The 16,497-nt window shown below is 67.1% G+C and carries 19 protein-coding genes; 6 read left to right on the forward strand and 13 right to left on the reverse strand.

Annotated features, from left to right (window positions below; translation table 11 throughout):
- Positions 1 to 29: 29 nt before the first annotated feature.
- The 4 genes from EYZ64_RS01305 to EYZ64_RS01320 are packed head-to-tail and all read left to right on the forward strand — an operon-like array spanning position 30 to position 4,463.
- Positions 30 to 935 (forward strand): hotdog family protein, encoded by a 906-nt coding sequence (locus EYZ64_RS01305; RefSeq protein ID WP_286175240.1) that lies wholly within the window; start codon positions 30 to 32, stop codon positions 933 to 935.
- Positions 935 to 2,047, forward strand: a complete 1,113-nt coding sequence (locus tag EYZ64_RS01310; RefSeq protein ID WP_135451532.1) for a CoA transferase — start codon at positions 935 to 937, stop codon at positions 2,045 to 2,047. Before EYZ64_RS01305 ends, EYZ64_RS01310 begins: the two co-directional genes overlap by 1 nt.
- On the forward strand, positions 2,041 to 3,318 hold the full coding sequence (locus tag EYZ64_RS01315; RefSeq protein WP_135451533.1) for an amidohydrolase family protein: 1,278 nt from the start codon (positions 2,041 to 2,043) through the stop codon (positions 3,316 to 3,318). Before EYZ64_RS01310 ends, EYZ64_RS01315 begins: the two co-directional genes overlap by 7 nt.
- Positions 3,315 to 4,463 carry an MFS transporter gene (locus tag EYZ64_RS01320; protein ID WP_353653657.1) on the forward strand — a complete coding sequence of 383 codons (1,149 nt, stop codon included), beginning with the start codon at positions 3,315 to 3,317 and terminating at the stop codon, positions 4,461 to 4,463. The genes EYZ64_RS01315 and EYZ64_RS01320 overlap by 4 nt, the downstream gene beginning before the upstream one ends.
- A 35-nt stretch (positions 4,464 to 4,498) precedes the next feature.
- Here the strand turns inward: EYZ64_RS01320 and EYZ64_RS01325 are convergent, their stop codons facing one another.
- On the reverse strand, positions 4,499 to 5,224 hold the full coding sequence (locus EYZ64_RS01325; RefSeq protein WP_135451534.1) for an SDR family NAD(P)-dependent oxidoreductase: 726 nt from the start codon (positions 5,222 to 5,224) through the stop codon (positions 4,499 to 4,501).
- Between the two features lie 80 nt (positions 5,225 to 5,304).
- Here EYZ64_RS01325 and EYZ64_RS01330 point away from each other — a divergent pair, with 80 nt between their 5' ends.
- Positions 5,305 to 5,847: a MarR family winged helix-turn-helix transcriptional regulator gene (locus EYZ64_RS01330; RefSeq protein WP_286174547.1), complete on the forward strand. Its 543-nt coding sequence runs from the start codon at positions 5,305 to 5,307 to the stop codon at positions 5,845 to 5,847.
- An 8-nt stretch (positions 5,848 to 5,855) separates the two neighbouring features.
- On the opposite strand, the gene EYZ64_RS01335 is transcribed toward EYZ64_RS01330, so the two are convergent.
- Positions 5,856 to 6,587: a Crp/Fnr family transcriptional regulator gene (locus EYZ64_RS01335; RefSeq protein ID WP_135459720.1), complete on the reverse strand. Its 732-nt coding sequence runs from the start codon at positions 6,585 to 6,587 to the stop codon at positions 5,856 to 5,858.
- A 34-nt stretch (positions 6,588 to 6,621) separates the two neighbouring features.
- Between EYZ64_RS01335 and EYZ64_RS31915 the strand changes: the two genes are divergently transcribed.
- Positions 6,622 to 6,786, forward strand: a complete 165-nt coding sequence (locus EYZ64_RS31915; RefSeq protein ID WP_167857665.1) for a hypothetical protein — start codon at positions 6,622 to 6,624, stop codon at positions 6,784 to 6,786.
- Positions 6,787 to 6,846: 60 nt separating this feature from the next.
- Here EYZ64_RS31915 and EYZ64_RS01340 read toward each other — a convergent pair whose 3' ends face one another.
- From EYZ64_RS01340 to EYZ64_RS01395, 11 genes are all read right to left on the reverse strand, one after another.
- On the reverse strand, positions 6,847 to 7,293 hold the full coding sequence (locus tag EYZ64_RS01340; RefSeq protein WP_135451535.1) for a DoxX family protein: 447 nt from the start codon (positions 7,291 to 7,293) through the stop codon (positions 6,847 to 6,849).
- Between the two features lie 1,346 nt (positions 7,294 to 8,639).
- Complete coding sequence (locus EYZ64_RS01350) at positions 8,640 to 9,407, reverse strand: GntR family transcriptional regulator (protein ID WP_135451537.1); 768 nt, start codon at positions 9,405 to 9,407, stop codon at positions 8,640 to 8,642.
- Positions 9,408 to 9,456: 49 nt separating this feature from the next.
- The gene (gene fabG / locus EYZ64_RS01355; protein WP_135451538.1) at positions 9,457 to 10,236 is read right to left on the reverse strand and encodes a 3-oxoacyl-ACP reductase FabG; all 780 of its coding nucleotides are present in this window, start codon (positions 10,234 to 10,236) and stop codon (positions 9,457 to 9,459) included.
- Positions 10,237 to 10,255: 19 nt separating this feature from the next.
- Complete coding sequence (locus EYZ64_RS01360) at positions 10,256 to 11,251, reverse strand: phosphotransferase enzyme family protein (RefSeq protein ID WP_167857666.1); 996 nt, start codon at positions 11,249 to 11,251, stop codon at positions 10,256 to 10,258.
- Between the two features lie 63 nt (positions 11,252 to 11,314).
- A complete protein-coding gene (locus tag EYZ64_RS01365; RefSeq protein ID WP_135451540.1) occupies positions 11,315 to 11,977 on the reverse strand; it encodes a microcompartment protein in 663 nt (220 codons plus the stop codon).
- Between the two features lie 2 nt (positions 11,978 to 11,979).
- On the reverse strand, positions 11,980 to 12,261 hold the full coding sequence (locus EYZ64_RS01370) for a BMC domain-containing protein (RefSeq protein ID WP_044514625.1): 282 nt from the start codon (positions 12,259 to 12,261) through the stop codon (positions 11,980 to 11,982).
- A gap of 12 nt (positions 12,262 to 12,273) precedes the next feature.
- A complete protein-coding gene (locus tag EYZ64_RS01375) occupies positions 12,274 to 12,537 on the reverse strand; it encodes a EutN/CcmL family microcompartment protein (RefSeq protein WP_064933758.1) in 264 nt (87 codons plus the stop codon).
- Positions 12,534 to 13,046: a hypothetical protein gene (locus EYZ64_RS01380; protein WP_064933760.1), complete on the reverse strand. Its 513-nt coding sequence runs from the start codon at positions 13,044 to 13,046 to the stop codon at positions 12,534 to 12,536. Before EYZ64_RS01380 ends, EYZ64_RS01375 begins: the two co-directional genes overlap by 4 nt.
- Positions 13,043 to 13,648, reverse strand: coding sequence for a BMC domain-containing protein (locus tag EYZ64_RS01385; protein ID WP_064933762.1), 606 nt, complete (start codon positions 13,646 to 13,648; stop codon positions 13,043 to 13,045). The genes EYZ64_RS01380 and EYZ64_RS01385 overlap by 4 nt, the downstream gene beginning before the upstream one ends.
- 4 nt (positions 13,649 to 13,652) lie before the next feature.
- Positions 13,653 to 15,200 carry an aldehyde dehydrogenase family protein gene (locus tag EYZ64_RS01390; RefSeq protein ID WP_135451541.1) on the reverse strand — a complete coding sequence of 516 codons (1,548 nt, stop codon included), beginning with the start codon at positions 15,198 to 15,200 and terminating at the stop codon, positions 13,653 to 13,655.
- Complete coding sequence (locus tag EYZ64_RS01395; protein ID WP_065505053.1) at positions 15,197 to 16,477, reverse strand: class-III pyridoxal-phosphate-dependent aminotransferase; 1,281 nt, start codon at positions 16,475 to 16,477, stop codon at positions 15,197 to 15,199. The genes EYZ64_RS01390 and EYZ64_RS01395 overlap by 4 nt, the downstream gene beginning before the upstream one ends.
- Positions 16,478 to 16,497: the final 20 nt, after the last annotated feature.

The following is a 16,497-nucleotide window of genomic DNA, read 5'->3' on the forward strand; positions in this document are numbered from 1 at the left end:
TTGGTCAGGTATTCGGCACCGCGCCGTCGATGACGCTGACCGCCGGTGCGGCTGCCACGCATCAGGCGATCCTCGGTGACCGGCTGCGGTTGGCGCTGGACGCCGAGCTCGCCACCGCGGTGATCGGGGAGCCTGGTCCGCTGGCGCACCCCGCGTTGGTATGCGATGTGGCGATCGGGCAGAGCACCTTGGTGACGCAACGGGTGAAGGCGAACCTGTTCTACCGGGGCCTGGCGTTCTACCGCTGCCCGGTGATCGGGGACACCCTCTATACCCGCACCGAAGTGGTTGGCCTCAAACAGAATTCGGCCAAGCCCGGACGCGCGGCCACCGGCCTGGCAGCCCTGCGGATGACGACCGTCGATCAGAAGGACCGCAAGGTACTCGATTTCTACCGTTGCGCGATGCTGCCGCTGTCCAGCGACGACATCGACACCGGGCATGCCGACGATCTGTCGGCGATCGGAGCCGGCGCCACCGCACCGAACCCCACCGCCGGCTGGGATCCGGACGCTTTCCGGACCCGGGTGCCCGGAGCGCATTTCGCCCCGGCGCTGGCCGGTACGGTGCTGCACAGTACCGCCGACGTGGTCAGCAGCGCTCCGGAACTGGCTCGGCTGACACTGAACATCGCTGCCACCCATCATGATTGGCGCGCCGGGGGCAAACGTCTGGTGTACGGCGGGCACACCATCGGGCTGGCCTTGGCTCAGGCCAACCGGTTGCTGCCGAACCTGGTCACCGTGTTGGGTTGGGAATCCTGCGATCACACCGGCCCGGTGCACGAGGGTGACACGCTGTTCAGCGAGCTGCACGTGGAATCGGCCGAGGCCGGGGAGCTCAAACTCCGTTCGCTGGTGTACGCGGCCGGCGGACCCGACGGTGGCGACGACCGCCAGGTGCTGGACTGGCGGTTCAGCGCGCTGCAGTTCTGATGACACCGTTGGCGATTCCGCGGGCCCTGCTGAGGCAGGCCCAGACGGTCGCCGACGACTTCACGGCGCGCACCGGCGTGCCGGTCGATGCCACCGAACTGCTGACCGGCCGCGCCGCACTGTTGGACATCGCACCCCGGGGGCAGGTCTCGGCGGGTGGTGCGACGAGGCTGCTGGCCACCCGCGACGGATGGTGTGCGCTGACCCTGTCGCGCCCCGATGACGTAGCCGCTGTTCCCGCACTGCTGCAGCAGGATTCGGTGAAACCTGACCCGTGGCAGGCGATCCGGTCCTGGGCGGCGGTGAACTCCGCTGCGGAGGTGGCCGACCGCGCCCGCCTGCTCGGACTGCCGGTCGCCGTGCTGGATGAAACCGCGCCCGCGTCGCCGGTGGTCAGCTCTCTCGGACCTGGCCGGACCGGTCCGATGGCCGAAATGCTGGTGGCCGACCTGTCCTCGATGTGGGCCGGGCCTCTGTGCGGACAGTTGCTGGCCCGTGCCGGGGCCACCGTGGTCAAGGTGGAGAGCCGGAGCCGTCCGGACGGGACCCGTGCCGGGGCGCCGGAGTTCTTCGATTGGATGAACCGTGGAAAGCTCTCGTACGCAGTAGATTTCGATGATCCGCGGGAGCTGGCTGCGCTTGTCCACGTGGCCGATGTGGTCATCGAGGCCTCGCGGCCGGCCGCATTGAGCCGGCGCGGGCTGGGGCCCGACATCGCCGCAGCCCGGCCCGGCCAGATCTGGCTGCGCATCACCGGGCACGGCACCGCGGGGGCGAAGGCCGGCTGGGTGGCGTTCGGCGACGATGCCGCGGTGTCGGGTGGCCTGGTCGGATACCGCGAGGGCGCACCGGTCTTCAGTGGTGACGCCATCGCCGACCCGCTCACCGGACTCCACGCCGCGGCTGCCGTGGCGTCCTCGCGGGAACGCGGCGGCGGCGAGCTGATCGAATTCTCGATGGCGGCCGTGGCCGCCGGATACCGCTCCTGCAACGGCGATGAGACCGACGTGATCCCGCTACGGCCCGCCGCGGGTCTGCCCGGGCGGGAACTCGGAGCCGACAACGAAGTGGTTCGCCGGTTGGTGGCCGAACGGACCGATGCTCCATGCTGATTCGTCGTGCGACGCTGCTCGACGGGACGGTGGTCGACATCCGGGTCGGTGACACCATCGAAGCCGTCGCGGAATCACTGCCGCCCGAGCTCGGTGAACAGGTACGCGACGCCGCGTTCGGCACTGTGATTCCCGGACTGCACGATCACCACCTGCACGTGTACTCGGCTGCAGCCGAGCAGGATTCGGTTCGGGTCGGCCCCGCCGAGGTGGCCGACGAGGCCGCGCTGACCAGAGCGTTGAGGGCCGCGGTCGCGGGCAGTGACGGCTGGATCCGCGCTGTCGGTTACCACGAAACGGTGGCCGGTCCGCTGGACCGGCACGCTCTGGACCGGTTGATCCCCGATGCCCCGGTGCGCGTGCAACACCGCAGCGGCGTGTTGTGGACGGTGAATTCGCCAGGGCTGGCGGCGCTGGGTCGGGATGATCATCCCGACGGGCGGCTGCGCAGCGCGGACCCGACGTGGTCGGAGGCCCTGGAACGGAGGCCGGCGGCGGTCGCGCAGTTCAGCGCCCGGCTGGCCCGCTACGGCGTCACCGGTGTCACCGATGCCACGCCTGACCTGCAGCCCGGTGATCGGCCTACCGGCCTGTGCCAACGTGTGCACTACCTCGCGCCGGGCAAGCGCATCCTGCACGATGACGGGCTCGACCTGGATGCGTTGACGGCCTGGATCTCGCAGCGGCACCGGGCCGGTGAGCCGGTGGCCGTGCACTGTGTGACCGCAGCCCAACTCGTCGTCACGATCGCCGCGCTGGGCGCCGCGGGCAGCCATCCCGCCGACCGTATCGAGCACGCTGCGATGGTGCCGCAGGACTGTATCGATGACCTCGTCGCGCTCGGGATCACCGTGGTGACCCAGCCCAACTTCGTGGCCGAGCGCGGCGACCAGTACCGCACGGATGTGCCTGCCGCCGACCAGGATCAGCTCTGGCGGCTGGCAACGCTGGTGGCTGCGGGCGTGCCGATCGCATTGTCCACCGACGCACCGTTCGGCGCCGCAGACCCGTGGGCCGCGATGCGTGCGGCGGTGCACCGGCGCACCCCGCATGGGGTGGTGCTCAACCCGCGCGAGCGGATATCGGGCCGGCGTGCACTGGCGCTGTTTCTGGGCAGCGCGGAAAACCCGGCCAGGCCACGGCGTATCGCACCCGGCGAGCCAGGTGACCTGTGCCTGCTGACCGATTCCCCGCAGCGGGTGGTCGACGCGCTCGATGCGGATCTGGTGGCCGCCACCATCGTCGGGGGTTTGGTGGTGTTCGAACGGTGAGTGTGTGGCGGGTACCGGGCATGCCCGCGTTGTTGGCATGCGCCGGATTGGGTTTCGCCGGGTTCTCCTTGCTGCTGCCGGTCGCCCCGATGTGGGCGGTGCACATCGGCGCCGACAACCTGGGGGCCGGTGCGGTCAACAGCGTGCTGATGCTGTTCACCGTCATCGCCCAACTGTTGGTCGGGCGGCTGTTGCGGAGGGCCGGTTGGGCCGTCGCGCAGGCACTCGGGCTCGTACTGCTGGGGATACCCGCTGTGCTGCACTCGCTGACCGGTTCGCTGTGGCAGGTACTGCTTCTGGCGGCGTTGCGGGGATTGGGCTTCGGCATCCTCACGGTCTGCAGCATCAGGGGTATTGCCGCGCTGATCCCCCAGGAACGCCGGGGCCGTGCGATCGGCGCGTACGGGCTGTCCATCGCGGCACCGCAGTTCGTGTTGACCCCGCTGGCGCCGTGGCTGGCCGAGAACGTCGGGTACCAACTGGTGTTCGCGCTGGCCGCTGTCCCCCTGCTGGCGGTGCCGCTGGCGTTCACCCGCCCGGCACCGACGTTGGTAGACGAACCGCGTTCGGACCGGCTCGACGGCATCGGCGGGCTGGTCGGTCCGATCTCTGCGCTCGTGGTGATCACAGCGGCCGGCGGTGCGATTCTCACCTTCGCTCCCCAATTGGGTGGTGCGACAACTGCGCTCGGGGCGTTGTTGGCCATGACCGGCATGGCGGCGTTGGCCCGGTGGCTGGTAGGAGGGATTGCCGACCGCCATGGCGCGGCCGGATTCATCGCCCCGATGCTGGGTGTCGGCGCGGTCGGTCTGGCGGTGATCGCCTTGGGTATCGGTATCGGCGGGTCGTTGGTGATTCTCGGCTGTGGCCTGCTCGGTACTGCCTACGGCGCGCTCCAGAATCTCACCCTCGTGCAGGCCTTTGCCGCGACCGGCGAGCATGCCCGCGGCGCGGTCAGCGTGGCCTGGAATGTCGGATTCGACGCGGGCACCGGTCTGGGGTCCCTGGCGGTCGGGGCGCTGGCCACCTCGTTCTCGTTCCCGACGGCGTTCGCCGTGATGACGGCCGCGTGTGTGGGCGTCGGGCTGATCTGGGTGTTCCCCCGCCAAGATAGGCATGGATCAGAACCGGGCGCCGCTGCTTGACGCGCTACGTATGGCCCGGGAAACGGCCTGCCGGTTCACCGGGTGGTTCGAGCTCCGCCGTTGACCGCGATCACCTGGCCGGTGATGTGGCGCGCTCCAGGTGAGGCGAGGAACGCCACGGTGTCCGCAATATCTCCTGGTGTGCCTGCCCGTCCGGTCGCGGTGGCCGCGATCAGCTCGGCCCGGCGTTGCCCCGAGAGCTTGTCGCGGAAGAACTCGGTGTCTGCGATGTAGCCGGGTGACACCACGTTGGCGGTGACACCGCATGATCCCAGCTGGCGCGACAGGTCGACGTTCCATGAGGCGACCGCCGCTTTCGCCGCGCCATAGGAGCCCGAGCCTTGGTCGGCGGCGATCGAACCGATGGTGACCACCGAACCGCCGTCGGAGAACTTGTCCAGGCACGCGGTCGTCATCACGACTGCCGAGAGCACGTTGGCCGTGAAGTTCGACAGCCATGTGTCGGCGACTGTGCGCAGGGACTGGTCGGAGGTGCCAGCGTCGAAATCGCGGTTGCCGCCGGCGTTGTTGACCAGTACGTCGATGCTGTCGAGGGATGCGGCGAACGCTTCGACCGAATCGAGATCGGTGGCGTCGAAACACGAGACTGTGATGTCTCCCGGCAATTCGGCCGCCGCCTGGTCGAGCGCATCGCGGCGCCGGCCAGTGATGATGACCGAATCTCCGCAGGCGGCGAAGCGTTGCGCGATGGCCTTACCGATTCCGGTCCCTCCACCGGTAACCACGACGAGACGTCCCATTATCACTCCTTGATCCACAGTGCGAGGTAGTTTGTTTAGACCTAAACGTAACAGATCGTTTAGAGCTAAACGAGGTGATGATGTCGCTTGATCCGGATGATTCCGTCGATGCGATCGCATTGGCATGGGCCCAGGAACGTCCAGGCACCGAAGTCGGGTCGATCGGCATCGTCACGCGCATCTGGCATGCCGCCAAACTCCTCGGCGAGGACCGGCGACGTACGCTGGCCGCCGCCGGGGCGGACACCGCCGTTCTTGACCTGCTGTCGGTATTGCGCCGCGCCGGCGCACCGTACCGGCTCACGACACGGGAGCTCGCGGACGCCACGATGATCACGGCCGGAGCGATTTCCCAGCGCGTCGGCCGGGCTGAACGCGACGGTCTGGTCGTCCGCACCACGCGCGGCGACGGGTCCCGCAAGGTCGATGTGGAACTCACCGCGGCCGGTCATGCGCTTGTCGAAGAGCTCGTCGATCGGGTGCTTGGGCGCGAAGCCGAACTCGTCGCCCATCTTGATGTGGGTGAGCAGCAACAGCTCGCACGCCTGCTGCGCCAGCTGCTCGACGGTCTCGACCTCAAGCTAGACAAGCAGAAGATCGGTCAGGTCGGCGACAGCAGCTGACGCGCTGATCAGGTGGCTTTGGCTCTGAGGCCGTCGATATCGGCAAGGTCTATTCCGCCGTAGCGGGTGGCGATCAGACCGTGCCGTTCGAAGTCTTTGAGGATCTTGTTCAGCGACGGACGCTGTACGCCGAGCATGGCGGCAAGGGTGCGTTGAGTGAGCGGGACCGAGCCGTCGATGGCTTCGTCGAGCAGTATCTGGGCAACCTGGGCTGGGAGGGGGCGACCGAGCATCGCAACCAATCGGCTCTGCCCGGCCGACACCCGCTGGGCGACCGAAGACAGCCAGCGGCGGGCGATGTTGGGGTGGCTGGTCAGCAACCGATCGAACGTGGGGCGGTCCAGATACAGGCACGTGCAGTCACCGATGGCGCGCGCGGTGTAGGCGATCGGCATATCGAGCAGCAGGGCGATATCGCCGTCTACGTCGCCGGGGCGCATCACGTCGACGACGACCCGGCGGCGGCCGGAACCGACGGCCAGTTCGATCTGGCCTTGACGCACGATCCAGACTCCGGTGGGTTCTTGTCCGGCGGCGAACAACACTGCACCGGAGGCGAACTGCTTGGCCACAAGGGTTCCTGCCAGGGCAGCGACATCCTCGCGGAGCAGCGGCGCCGCTGGGCCTCGGCCCACGCATCGGGCGACCCAGGCGGCGTAGCGGATCGGCAGGTCGGGTGGGCTCTCGCCGCCGGCGAGCGTCTGTATCGCGTGTCGGATCGATCCGTGGTTGTCGGGCATCTTTCCCCTTCGGTCCTCCTTCGAGGGTGTCATCGTGCTGACAATCCACACGGACGAATGTCATCGTGCCGACAATGGTGCCACCGGCACAACCGTCGCAGCGCTGCCTTCTCGACGCCGAAGGGTGGTGGCGTTCTGCGTCATGTGCAACGACCCGCGCATCAACGCCGATCTGCGCCAGGGGCTCAAGGGTCAGTGAATGTTCACTCCGCCCACGACGCGACTGCCGAGACCGTGGACGGTGTGGCGAAGTTGGCACTCAGGGCTGAACTGACCTGACATCGGTGCGGGGTTGTCGGCGTGCGCGGCCGCGGATGGCATCCAGCGCGAAGGCGCCCGGTCCGGTGAACACCAAAAGCAGGAATCCGAAGCAGTACAGGATCGCGAACTCGCCGCCATTCTGTGGGTCGATCGGCCACAGCGCGTTGGGCTGATGCAGCCAGAAGTAGGCGACGGCCATCTCACCGGAAGCGATCAGCGCGGCGATAGGGATAAACAACCCGACCACGATGAGCAGGCCGGTGACCAGCTCGTTCAGCCCGGCCCACCAGAACGGGAAGTCGCCGACCGCTACCGAAGGGCCGACTGGCCATCCGAACAACTTCACGGTTCCGTTGAGGGTGAACATCAGTCCGAACACGATGCGGAACACACTCAGGACGGCAGGTGAGTAGGCATTCAGGCGGGTTTGCAGGTTCTGGATCATGAGGACCGCCTTTCTTCCTTCTCAGGACGATCAGCGCGTAGGCGAGCAGCCCATCGGGGGAAGGTACTTCGAGGGAGTCGAGGTTCCGAGGACGACCTTCCTCGTCGGCGGACGCCACCAGATCGTTATGTCAGACGCTTGATCAGAACGTCGTCGAGCGGGGTTCTCAGCAACTGAGGTAAATATCGATCGTCTTCGCCACGACTGTTGTGGCCAAGTCGTTTTTGGCGCCGGGAGCTCCGCTGTCCGTCCTGGAGTACGTGTGGCCGGGCTTTGCCGTACCGACCGTGCATTGGCTCAGCGGAGCGTCGCCGACCTTGTGAACGATGACCGCATAGCCCTGTGCCCGCAGTGAATCTATCGTGTCCTGCGCTGTTCCGACGCCGGACGGTGCCGCTGCGGCCGGCGAAGCCAGCCCGAAAGTCGCAGCGACCAGACCGGCGGCTGCAATCGTCGTGAAAGCAACCTTCCTCATCTTCGTGCCTTCCGTCCTGCACGGACAAACCATTCACCCAGTGAGCATGTTCGTCCAAGAATCATCGTTGTCGTCCCGCGCCCAAATTCACCGCTGGATTGACATCACGCTGACAAACCTGGCGCGCGCCTGTTCCTTCGCTCATCGGCCGGCCCGGCATGTTCGCGTTAGCCGCGCTGCTGTCCTACTAAACGATCAAGTGACTCGCTCGGTTCAACCGTCGCATCTGTGGTCACGCGTCGACGCCAATGCCCCAGTACACGACCGGGGTACGCGCAACGGTGCTGCGCGCTCTGTGGCGCGATTGGTTTCAGGCGCATGGGAACGACGCCGCCGACTTTGCGGTGCGCGCCAATGGCCTGACGAACAGTCGGCGGATCGTGCCGCGTGCCGGGGGTAACGGTTCGATCGTGCGGGTGGCAAGCTCGCGTTCGTCGGTGGCGGCCACCGTTTCGGTACGCGCTCGGGCGGGTGTTCGTTGTGTGAGAACAGGAAATGATCGACATGTCCGGGGGATACCTGGCCTTCGGGAGCGCGCTGAAGTCGTTGGCCCGCAATATGGCTCCCGCTTCCGGTGCGAAAACTGTGTCATCGCAACATCACTCGGTGTCGATGTTCGCCGGGGCAGCGTTGTCGGCGTTCGCCCGGCGCATGCGTCGAAGTCAATGCCGCGTTGACGCGCTGATCGATCCGACTACCGCGGACCTCTCCAGCATGCCACCGGTGATGATCAAAGTCGGTGCAGACGAATTACTGTTCGCAGACTCGGAATTGGCGACGCAACGGCAGGCCGGTACGCATGCGGCGTGTGGCAGGCCATCGGCTATATGGGCGACTTCGTCAAAGGCGTGACCGACGCGGCTGCCCCGGGTCAGCCGGCCTGGCGCTGCAGCGTGACCGAGGCGGTGTTGGCGTCGGCGTGGGTGGCGATGCCGCTGCCCTTCGCCGTCACGGCCAGTGCCGTGCGGTCCCCCCGGAACAGGTCGCGGGAGAACTCGCACGGGGAACCGTTCTGGTCATAGGTGACGCGGGTGATCAGCAGCAGGGCCGCCTTGGGCTTGATGCCCAGCAGGGTGGCTTCACTACTGGTGGCGCTGACCGCTTCGATGCGCTCGTCGGCCCGGCCGGTGACCAAACCGTATCGGGATTCCAGGATTTCGTAGAGCGAGCCGCCCAGCTGCTGGTCGAGCAGACCGGGAAAGGCGTCAGCGGGAAACTGTGCGTGTTCGAGCGAGATGGGGGAGCCGTCGGCCAGTCGGACGCGTTGGATCTCGATGACGTAGTCGCCGGGGCCCAGCCGCAGGGCGGTCTTGGTGGCGTCGTCGGGGGTGGTGATGCGCGTCGAGAGCACCCGCGTGCCGGCGACGTACCCCTGATTGGCCAGGAAGGCAGGTACGCCGACCACGTCGGAGAGGTGGCGCTCGACCTGCCCGTGGCTGATGAAGATGCCACCGGCCCGGCCGATCACCCGGTGCACCAGCCCGGCTTCCTCCAGCGCGGCCAGCACCTGGCGCAGGCTGGAGCGGCTGGTGCCGTAGCGTTCGGCCAGGTCGCGCTCACTGCCGAGCTTGGCGCCCGGGGTGCCCGCGTTGATATCGCCGACGATTCGCCTGCGCAACTCCTCGCTGTGAACTGCCACCCCGGCCCCCTGCCCGTGTATTGGTCCAGCCAATTCTATCCAGGTTGAACTAGAGTTCAGCGATCGCCATGTGAGATTCGGGAAGAATCTGTCCGCCGTCGACGACCAGCGACTGTCCGGTGACGTACGCGGCTTCGTCCGTGGCGAAGAACAGCGCCGCGTTACCGATGTCAGCGACCGATCCGAGTCGGCCGGCAGGCACCGCCGAGGCCATTTGGTCCATGTAGTCCTGGCCCATTTCGACAAGGCCCTCGGTGATGATGTTGCCGGGCAGCACGGCGTTGATGGTGATCTTCTTCGGGGCCAGCTCCATCGCGGCGGTGCGCAGGAAGCCCAGCTGGGCGGCCTTCGACGCGCCGTAGTGCGACCAGCCGGGGTAACCGGTGATCGGGCCCGTGATCGACGACGTGATGACGACGCGTCCGTGGCCACTGGCGGTCAGCGCCGCGAGTGCGGCCTGCACGATGTACACGGTGCCCTTGAAGTTCACCGCAAGGACCTGGTCGATGTCGTCGGGGGTGAGATCCTCCAGGCGCCCGGACGGGAAGATGCCGGCATTGGCGCAGACGATGTCCAGCCCGCCGTGCCGCTCGACGGCCGCGCTGACCACCTGCCGAGCGTCTTCGGGGCTGGTCACATCCGCGCGAAGGGCGCTGACCCGCCCCGGGGCGTCGGTGAGCGCGGCGACGGCCTCGTCGAGGTCAGCCTGGTTGCGTCCGGTGATGAGGACGTCCACGCCGGCGTTGGCGAAGGTCTGGGCGATGCCGCGGCCGATGCCCTTGCTGCCGCCGGTGACGATGGCCGAGCGGCCCTGAAGCGATGCGAACATTGTTGGGTTCCTTTGAGAGTCAGGTCAGGGTGAGTCCGTTGGAGCGCAGGTAGCGCTCGGCGAGTTCACAGCTACCCGCGGCGTAACTGATGGCCTTGGTGGCCGATTCCCTGGAGTGGCTGTGGCTGCCCATCCAGGCCAGCAGAAGCAGCCTGCGCAGCAGCACGAACGACGCCAGCATGTCCTCGTCCGAGGTGGGCAGGTCGCGTCGCGTGCGGTAGCCGCGCACCCAGGCGTCCTGCCATTCCGGCAGTGCCGGATCATCTTCGATGAACGACACCGCGGTGCCGAAATCATAGAAATACCAACCGAATCCGCAGTCATCGAAGTCGATGACCGTGATCTTGGCAGTTCCCGCCGGGTTGGGGTCGACCAGCAGATTGGCCAGCCGCAGGTCAGCGTGGATCAGACCGTAGACATCGGGGCCGGTGCCGTAGGCGTGCAGCCGATCGTGCAGCAGCGCCTGGGCGCGCTCCAGCACCTGCTGCTCGGCCGTGCCGACGCCTTCGGCATCGTGCCAGCGCCCCCAACGGGGAGCCGCGCCCAAGCTGTGCTCCCAGTCCCAGGAGAACCGGCCGAACCCGGCCGGACGCTCCCACCGCTGTGAATGGTCGTGCAGCGCAGCGGTGATCCGGCCCAGCGTATGGAAATCATCGAGGGTCAGCGTGCCCTCGTCGGGTTCGGCCCCGGCGACCATGCCGAAATGCACGGCGTGGCGATCGGTTCCGTCGGCGTTGACGGTTACCAGGCGACGTCCGTCCCGGGTGGGCAGCACTGACGGGACCGTGACATCGCTGTCGGCCCGCAGTGCTGCCAGCCAGTCCAGTTCCGACTCGATCTCGTGGGGCTGGTGGTAGTTCTGCCGGTGCACCCGCAGGATGGACTGGGTGCCGGCGTCCTCGACGAGATAGGTGGCATTCTCGGACAGGTTCAGCAACCGCAACGTCGCGTCCGCCCCGATGTCGTACTGGCGTAACGCCAGTTGGGCGACATCGATCTCGTCGGTGATAACCATCAGCGCCTTCTCCTCTTCGCGCGAGCGCTCATCAGTGCAATCTCTTCTTCGCGCAGGCGCTCATCAGTGATCCCGTCCTTCAATACCATCGAGCACCGCCGTGATCCGGTCCCGCGCCACGGTCACATCAGCGGTGCTGCCGCCGATGTACAGCCTCCCAGCGGCACCGATCATCTGCACGTCAACCACAGTAAGCCCAGGTGCTGCCCGCTCTGCCTCATTGGCCGCGACCGCGGCGAACAGCGCCGGGGTCATCTCGTACACCAGCAGAGACTGCCCCGGCAGGATCATCGATGCCTGCCGATTGCGGTTCAGGATCACTGCGTGCTGATCGGTGATGTTCTCGATGATGTCGTGGTAGAGCACCCGCGGCCGCAGCTGGTCTGATGCCTTATTGCCGGTGCCGGCCAGGATCGCCTCGCCGGCCCGCCGCACATCTTCCAGGTTGGCCGAGTGGATCTCGAGAACACCGAATTGGCGTTCCACGTAGAGGATTCCGGGCTGGATGCCGGGGACCTCACGTAGGGCCAGGTCGATCACCCGCTCGATCGCCAAGGCGGGGGACACCTCGACGATCAGCGCGTGCTCACCCTCGTATGGGGGGTAACCCCGGGCCCGGGTCGGCGTTCCGAGGTAGGCGGCGAACTGGCGCTGCAGATCCTCCACCAACAGGTAGACGCGGATCTGGGTGCGAATCCGCGTGCTCTCCTCTGCTTCGGTCGGCATGGCTACTTGCTGGCGACCGCGAAGTGCGCGCCGAGCTCGTTGTGCGGACGCGGGATGACGTGCACGCTCACCAGTTCGCCCACCTGGGACGCGGTCTCGGCGCCGGCCTCGGTGGCGGCCTTGACGGCGCCCACCTCGCCGGTGACGATCACGGCGACCAGACCGTCGCCGACCTGCTGGCGATCGGTGATGGTGACGTTGGCGGCCTTGACCATGGCGTCGGCAGCGGCCAGCGCAGCCACGTAGCCCTTGGTCTCGATCAGTCCGATTGCGTTGCTGGACATAGGTGTTTCTCCTTATTTCTTGGGGTTGGTGTCGGGTTTTGCGTCGATGGATCCGATGATGAGTGCGTCAACCGGCGGTGGGGTGCCGGTGAACCAGCCCGAGGCCACGGAGCCCTGGGCCACGAGGACCCGTTCGCCCACTCCGCTGCCGAGGACGTCGAAGGCGATCAGCTTCGACCCGGTGCCGTCGATCTCGACCTCGAGGAACGCGCCGGGCGGGATGCCGTCGATCCGACGGGTCGACCACACGTTGCCGGTGACAACCGCTGAGATCATTTGCGCTCCTTCTCAATCGTGATGCCCAGGGTGCGGGCCTTCTCCCGGGCCAGCGGGGTGAGCACCGCCTTGCGGCCGAGCACGAGCGTGCCGCCGGCCATGTCGGCGATATGCCGTTCGGTCACCGCGCCGGTTTCGATGCGGTGAATGGCACCACCGCCTGACGACCGGGTCGACCCCGCCAGCCGGAAGCTGAGCCGGCCCGCTTTGAGGTCGGCCCTGGTCTTCGGGCTTTCGAAGAGCCGCAACAGCTTCCGGACGAAACTGTCGAGGTCTCGGTCGTTGCTCAACTGCACGGTCTCGGTGCGGTTCTTGCCGTCGACAGCGCGGGGCCCGGTGGGGTCCACACCGAACTGGTCGGCGACCGTCGGCGGTGCCGGTGGAGCCGGGGCCGGTGGTGGGGGGACAGCCACCGGCCCCGGAGTCTTGGTGGCGGCTCCGACATCCCGGACCGCCTCTCGCACCACGTCGCGCACGAGGGCGCGCAGTTCGTCCCGGTTGATGCTCACGCGGTGGCCCTCGCCAGTGCGTCCTGGGCTGCCTCGGCCGCCGTACGCACGTCGGCTTCGGTACCGGACAGGTAGACGCGGCCCGTGGCGCCGATCATCCGGAAATCGACCACCTTGATGTCCGCGGCTTTCTCGGCCTCGTTGGTGGCCAGGATGGCGTAGGACGCCGGGGCCACCTCGAGCACGAACAGCGATTCACCCGGCAGCACCATCGAACCGATCTTGTTGCGGTTGATCAGGAATGCGTGCTGGTGGTCGACGCTGGAGATGATGCGTGAGGCCAGCACGTTCGGCCGCACGGCGCTTCCGGTATGACCACCGAGCTCATCCAGCGCGGCGTCGGCGGCAGCCTTGACCGCACCGGTCTCACCGTGGAACTCCAGGTAGCCGAATTGCCGCTCTACCACCAGGATTCCAGCCTTGACCTCGGCATGCTTGAGCGCGACATCGGTGACGCCCTCGATGTCGAGGCCGGGTGCCACCTCGATGATCTGGGCGGCCTGGTTGGCACGGGGAAGAGCACCTTTGATCCAGGTGCCCAGATACGACATGGTCTGCGGTTGCAGCCGGTCGATGAAGATGAAGGAACGAAGTTCAGCCACAGCCCTACCTCTTGATCAGTTGTGCGAGTTCTTCGGCGACCAGCGCACGCAGTTCGGCCCGCAGTGCGTCCAGTCCGAGATCCGACGACCGGTTGGCAGTCGGGTACGGCCGGCGGGGCGTGACAGGCGCACCGTGACGGTCATTGGAGGCGCGCGGATACTCCGGCACCGGTCCGGCCGGTGAGTGCCACGGATTGATACCCGCGAAATTGCCCATGGGCACAGCGGAATCGCTGTTGTAGGCGATGCGGGCCCAGTTGATCAGGTTCTGCGGTTGCAGGTTCTCCCCGATCGAGCTGCGCCCGACGAACCCGGTGCCGATGGTCATCGACGGCGCCAGGTTGGTGTCCAGCCCGGAACTGCCGGTGCTGTTGCCCACGTTGACCGACACCCGCAGCACCGGTACCTGAGCGGCGAAATCGGTGATCACCGAGGGATTCTCGCTGTGGATCGCCGCCGAGTGACCGGCCCCGCCGATCCGCACCACCGCCCGGGCGGCGCGGATACCACGCGCGGCGTCGGCCGCGGTGGTCATGCCGAGCACCGGGGACAGCTTCTCGTGGGCCAGCATCTCCTCGGAGATCACGTCGTTGAACGGCGCGATCAGCACCCGGGTCTTGGCGGTGACCCGCAGCCCGGCCTGCCCCGCGATCCAGGCGGCATCGCGGCCCACCACGTCGGTGTTGAGGTGCCCGTCGGTGAACATGTAGGCCCGCAGGCGCCGTGCGCCGTCCTCATCGAGGATGTGCGCGCCGGCGCGGGTCAGTGCACCGTTGAGCTTGCTCGCGATCGCGTCCTCGGCGATCAGGACGGATTCGTTGGTGCACAGCACCGAATTGTCGAACGCCTTGCTGTCCACGATGCGCTTGGCCGCGGCGTTGATGTCCGCGCTGGCTTCGACGAACACTGGGACATTGCCCGGCCCGACACCGAGTGCGGGGTTGCCGGACGAGTACGCCGCACGAACGACGCCGGTGCCCCCGGTCGCCACGATGACATCGGTGCGCTCGTCGGCCATCAGCGCCTGTACCAGCGGGATGGACGGTTCCTCGACCACCTGGACGATGCCGTCGGGGGCGCCGGCCGCCACCGCGGCCTCGGCAAGCAGCCGGGCCGCATCGGCCGAGCATTGCTTGGCCCGCGGGTGCGGGGCGACGACGACGGCGTTGCGGGTCATCAGGGCCAGGATCACCTTGAAGTACACCGTGGCAACGGGATTGGTGGTCGGCGTCAACGCCAGCACCACGCCCGCGGGCCGGGGCAGCTCGATGATCTTGCGGGCCTCGTCGACGCGCGGCGATACATAGTCCTCGCCTCGGTAGTAGTCGACGATCCCGCGTGAGCAGGCCCGGTTCTTGGTGACCTTGTCGGCCACCACGCCCATCCCGGTCTCGGCCACGGCCTCGGCGGCGAACCGTTCGGCTGCCGCGTAGGCGGCGTCGGCCACCGCGTTGACGATGTTGTTCACCGCCGCCGCGTCGTAGTCGGCGTACGCTGCCGCGGCCCAACCGGCCCGTTCCAGCATGTGGCCGGCCTGTGCGGTACTGGTCATGATGCTTTACGTCCTCTCACGACGGTCTCGGCCCTGGCCACCGCGACGGCGAGGCGGTCCAGGACGTCCTCGCAGAGTTCGCGCGAGAGCAGGAGACCCGGTTTGAACTGCAGGACACGGGGATCCAGCGTCGAGAAGATCGCCCACACTCCGTTCTCGTAGAGTTCGCGCATCACGAACTTGGCGCCTTCGGGATGGTCGAACTCCAGACCGATCACCACACCGTTCTGCCGGATGCCGACGAACCAGTCCGGATGGTCGGCCTGGATGCGCTGCAGCCCGTGGTCGAAGATGTCGGCGATGTAGTGCACCATTGAGCGCACTTCAGGCCGGGTGGAGATCTCGAGCGTCTTGAGCGCGGCGACGCAGCCCAGCTCGGCGCCGCCGAAGGTGGAGATGTGGCCGAAGCCGTCCTCATCGAGCCACTTCGCGGCGCGATCGCTGAGCAGGGCCGCGGTGATCGGGTACATGCCACCGGACAGACCCTTGCCGGTCACCAGGATGTCGGGCTCGATGCCGTGTTTGGTGATGCACCACAGCTCACCGGTGCGCATGAGGCCGGTCTGCACCTCATCGGCGATGTACAGGGTGCCGTGCTTCTCGGTGATGGCCTTGACGGCTTCCAGGTAACCCGGTGCGGGAAGCGGGAATCCGTAGGTGGCCGGGATGGTCTCCATGATCACCGCGGCGACATCGCCGGGGGCCAGCACCCGTTCCATCGCCTCGATGTCGTTGAACGGCACCTGGAGGAACTCGTCGGGCTGGTCGGCCAGGAAGAACTTGGCGAACCGGTCGTCGCCGGTGGCCACGGCCAGGCCGGTGTGGCCGTGGTAGGCCTTGACGATCGAGACGATCTTGCGGCGTTTGGTGGCGTGCCGGGCGCTCTTGAGCGCGATGTCGATCGCCTCACCGCCGCCGGACCCGTACGCCACCTTCGTGATCGACGCCGGTGCGGTCTCGACCAGGCGCTGTGCCAGGGCGGTGCGGGCTACCGACGGGAAGTGGTGGTTGCCGACGTCGAAATGCTCCATGCCCTCGGTGATCGCCTGCATCACTTCGGGATTGCGGTGCCCGAGGTTGTAGGTGCCACCGTTGAGGTGCAGATCGATCAGGCGGCGGCCGCCCATATCCCACAGGAAATATCCCTCGCGGCGGTCGATCACCAGATCGACACCGGTATCAGTCCAGAACTGTGTCTTGTCTGGATTCCAGAACGTCTTCGCCTTATCCAGCACTTCGGCTTTGGATTCGAACGTGAACGTGCCGTAGTCGTACATGCGGCTCCCTCTTCAGCTAT

The organism is Mycobacterium sp. DL99 (genome assembly GCF_004762045.1).
GTDB lineage: Bacteria > Actinomycetota > Actinomycetes > Mycobacteriales > Mycobacteriaceae > Mycobacterium.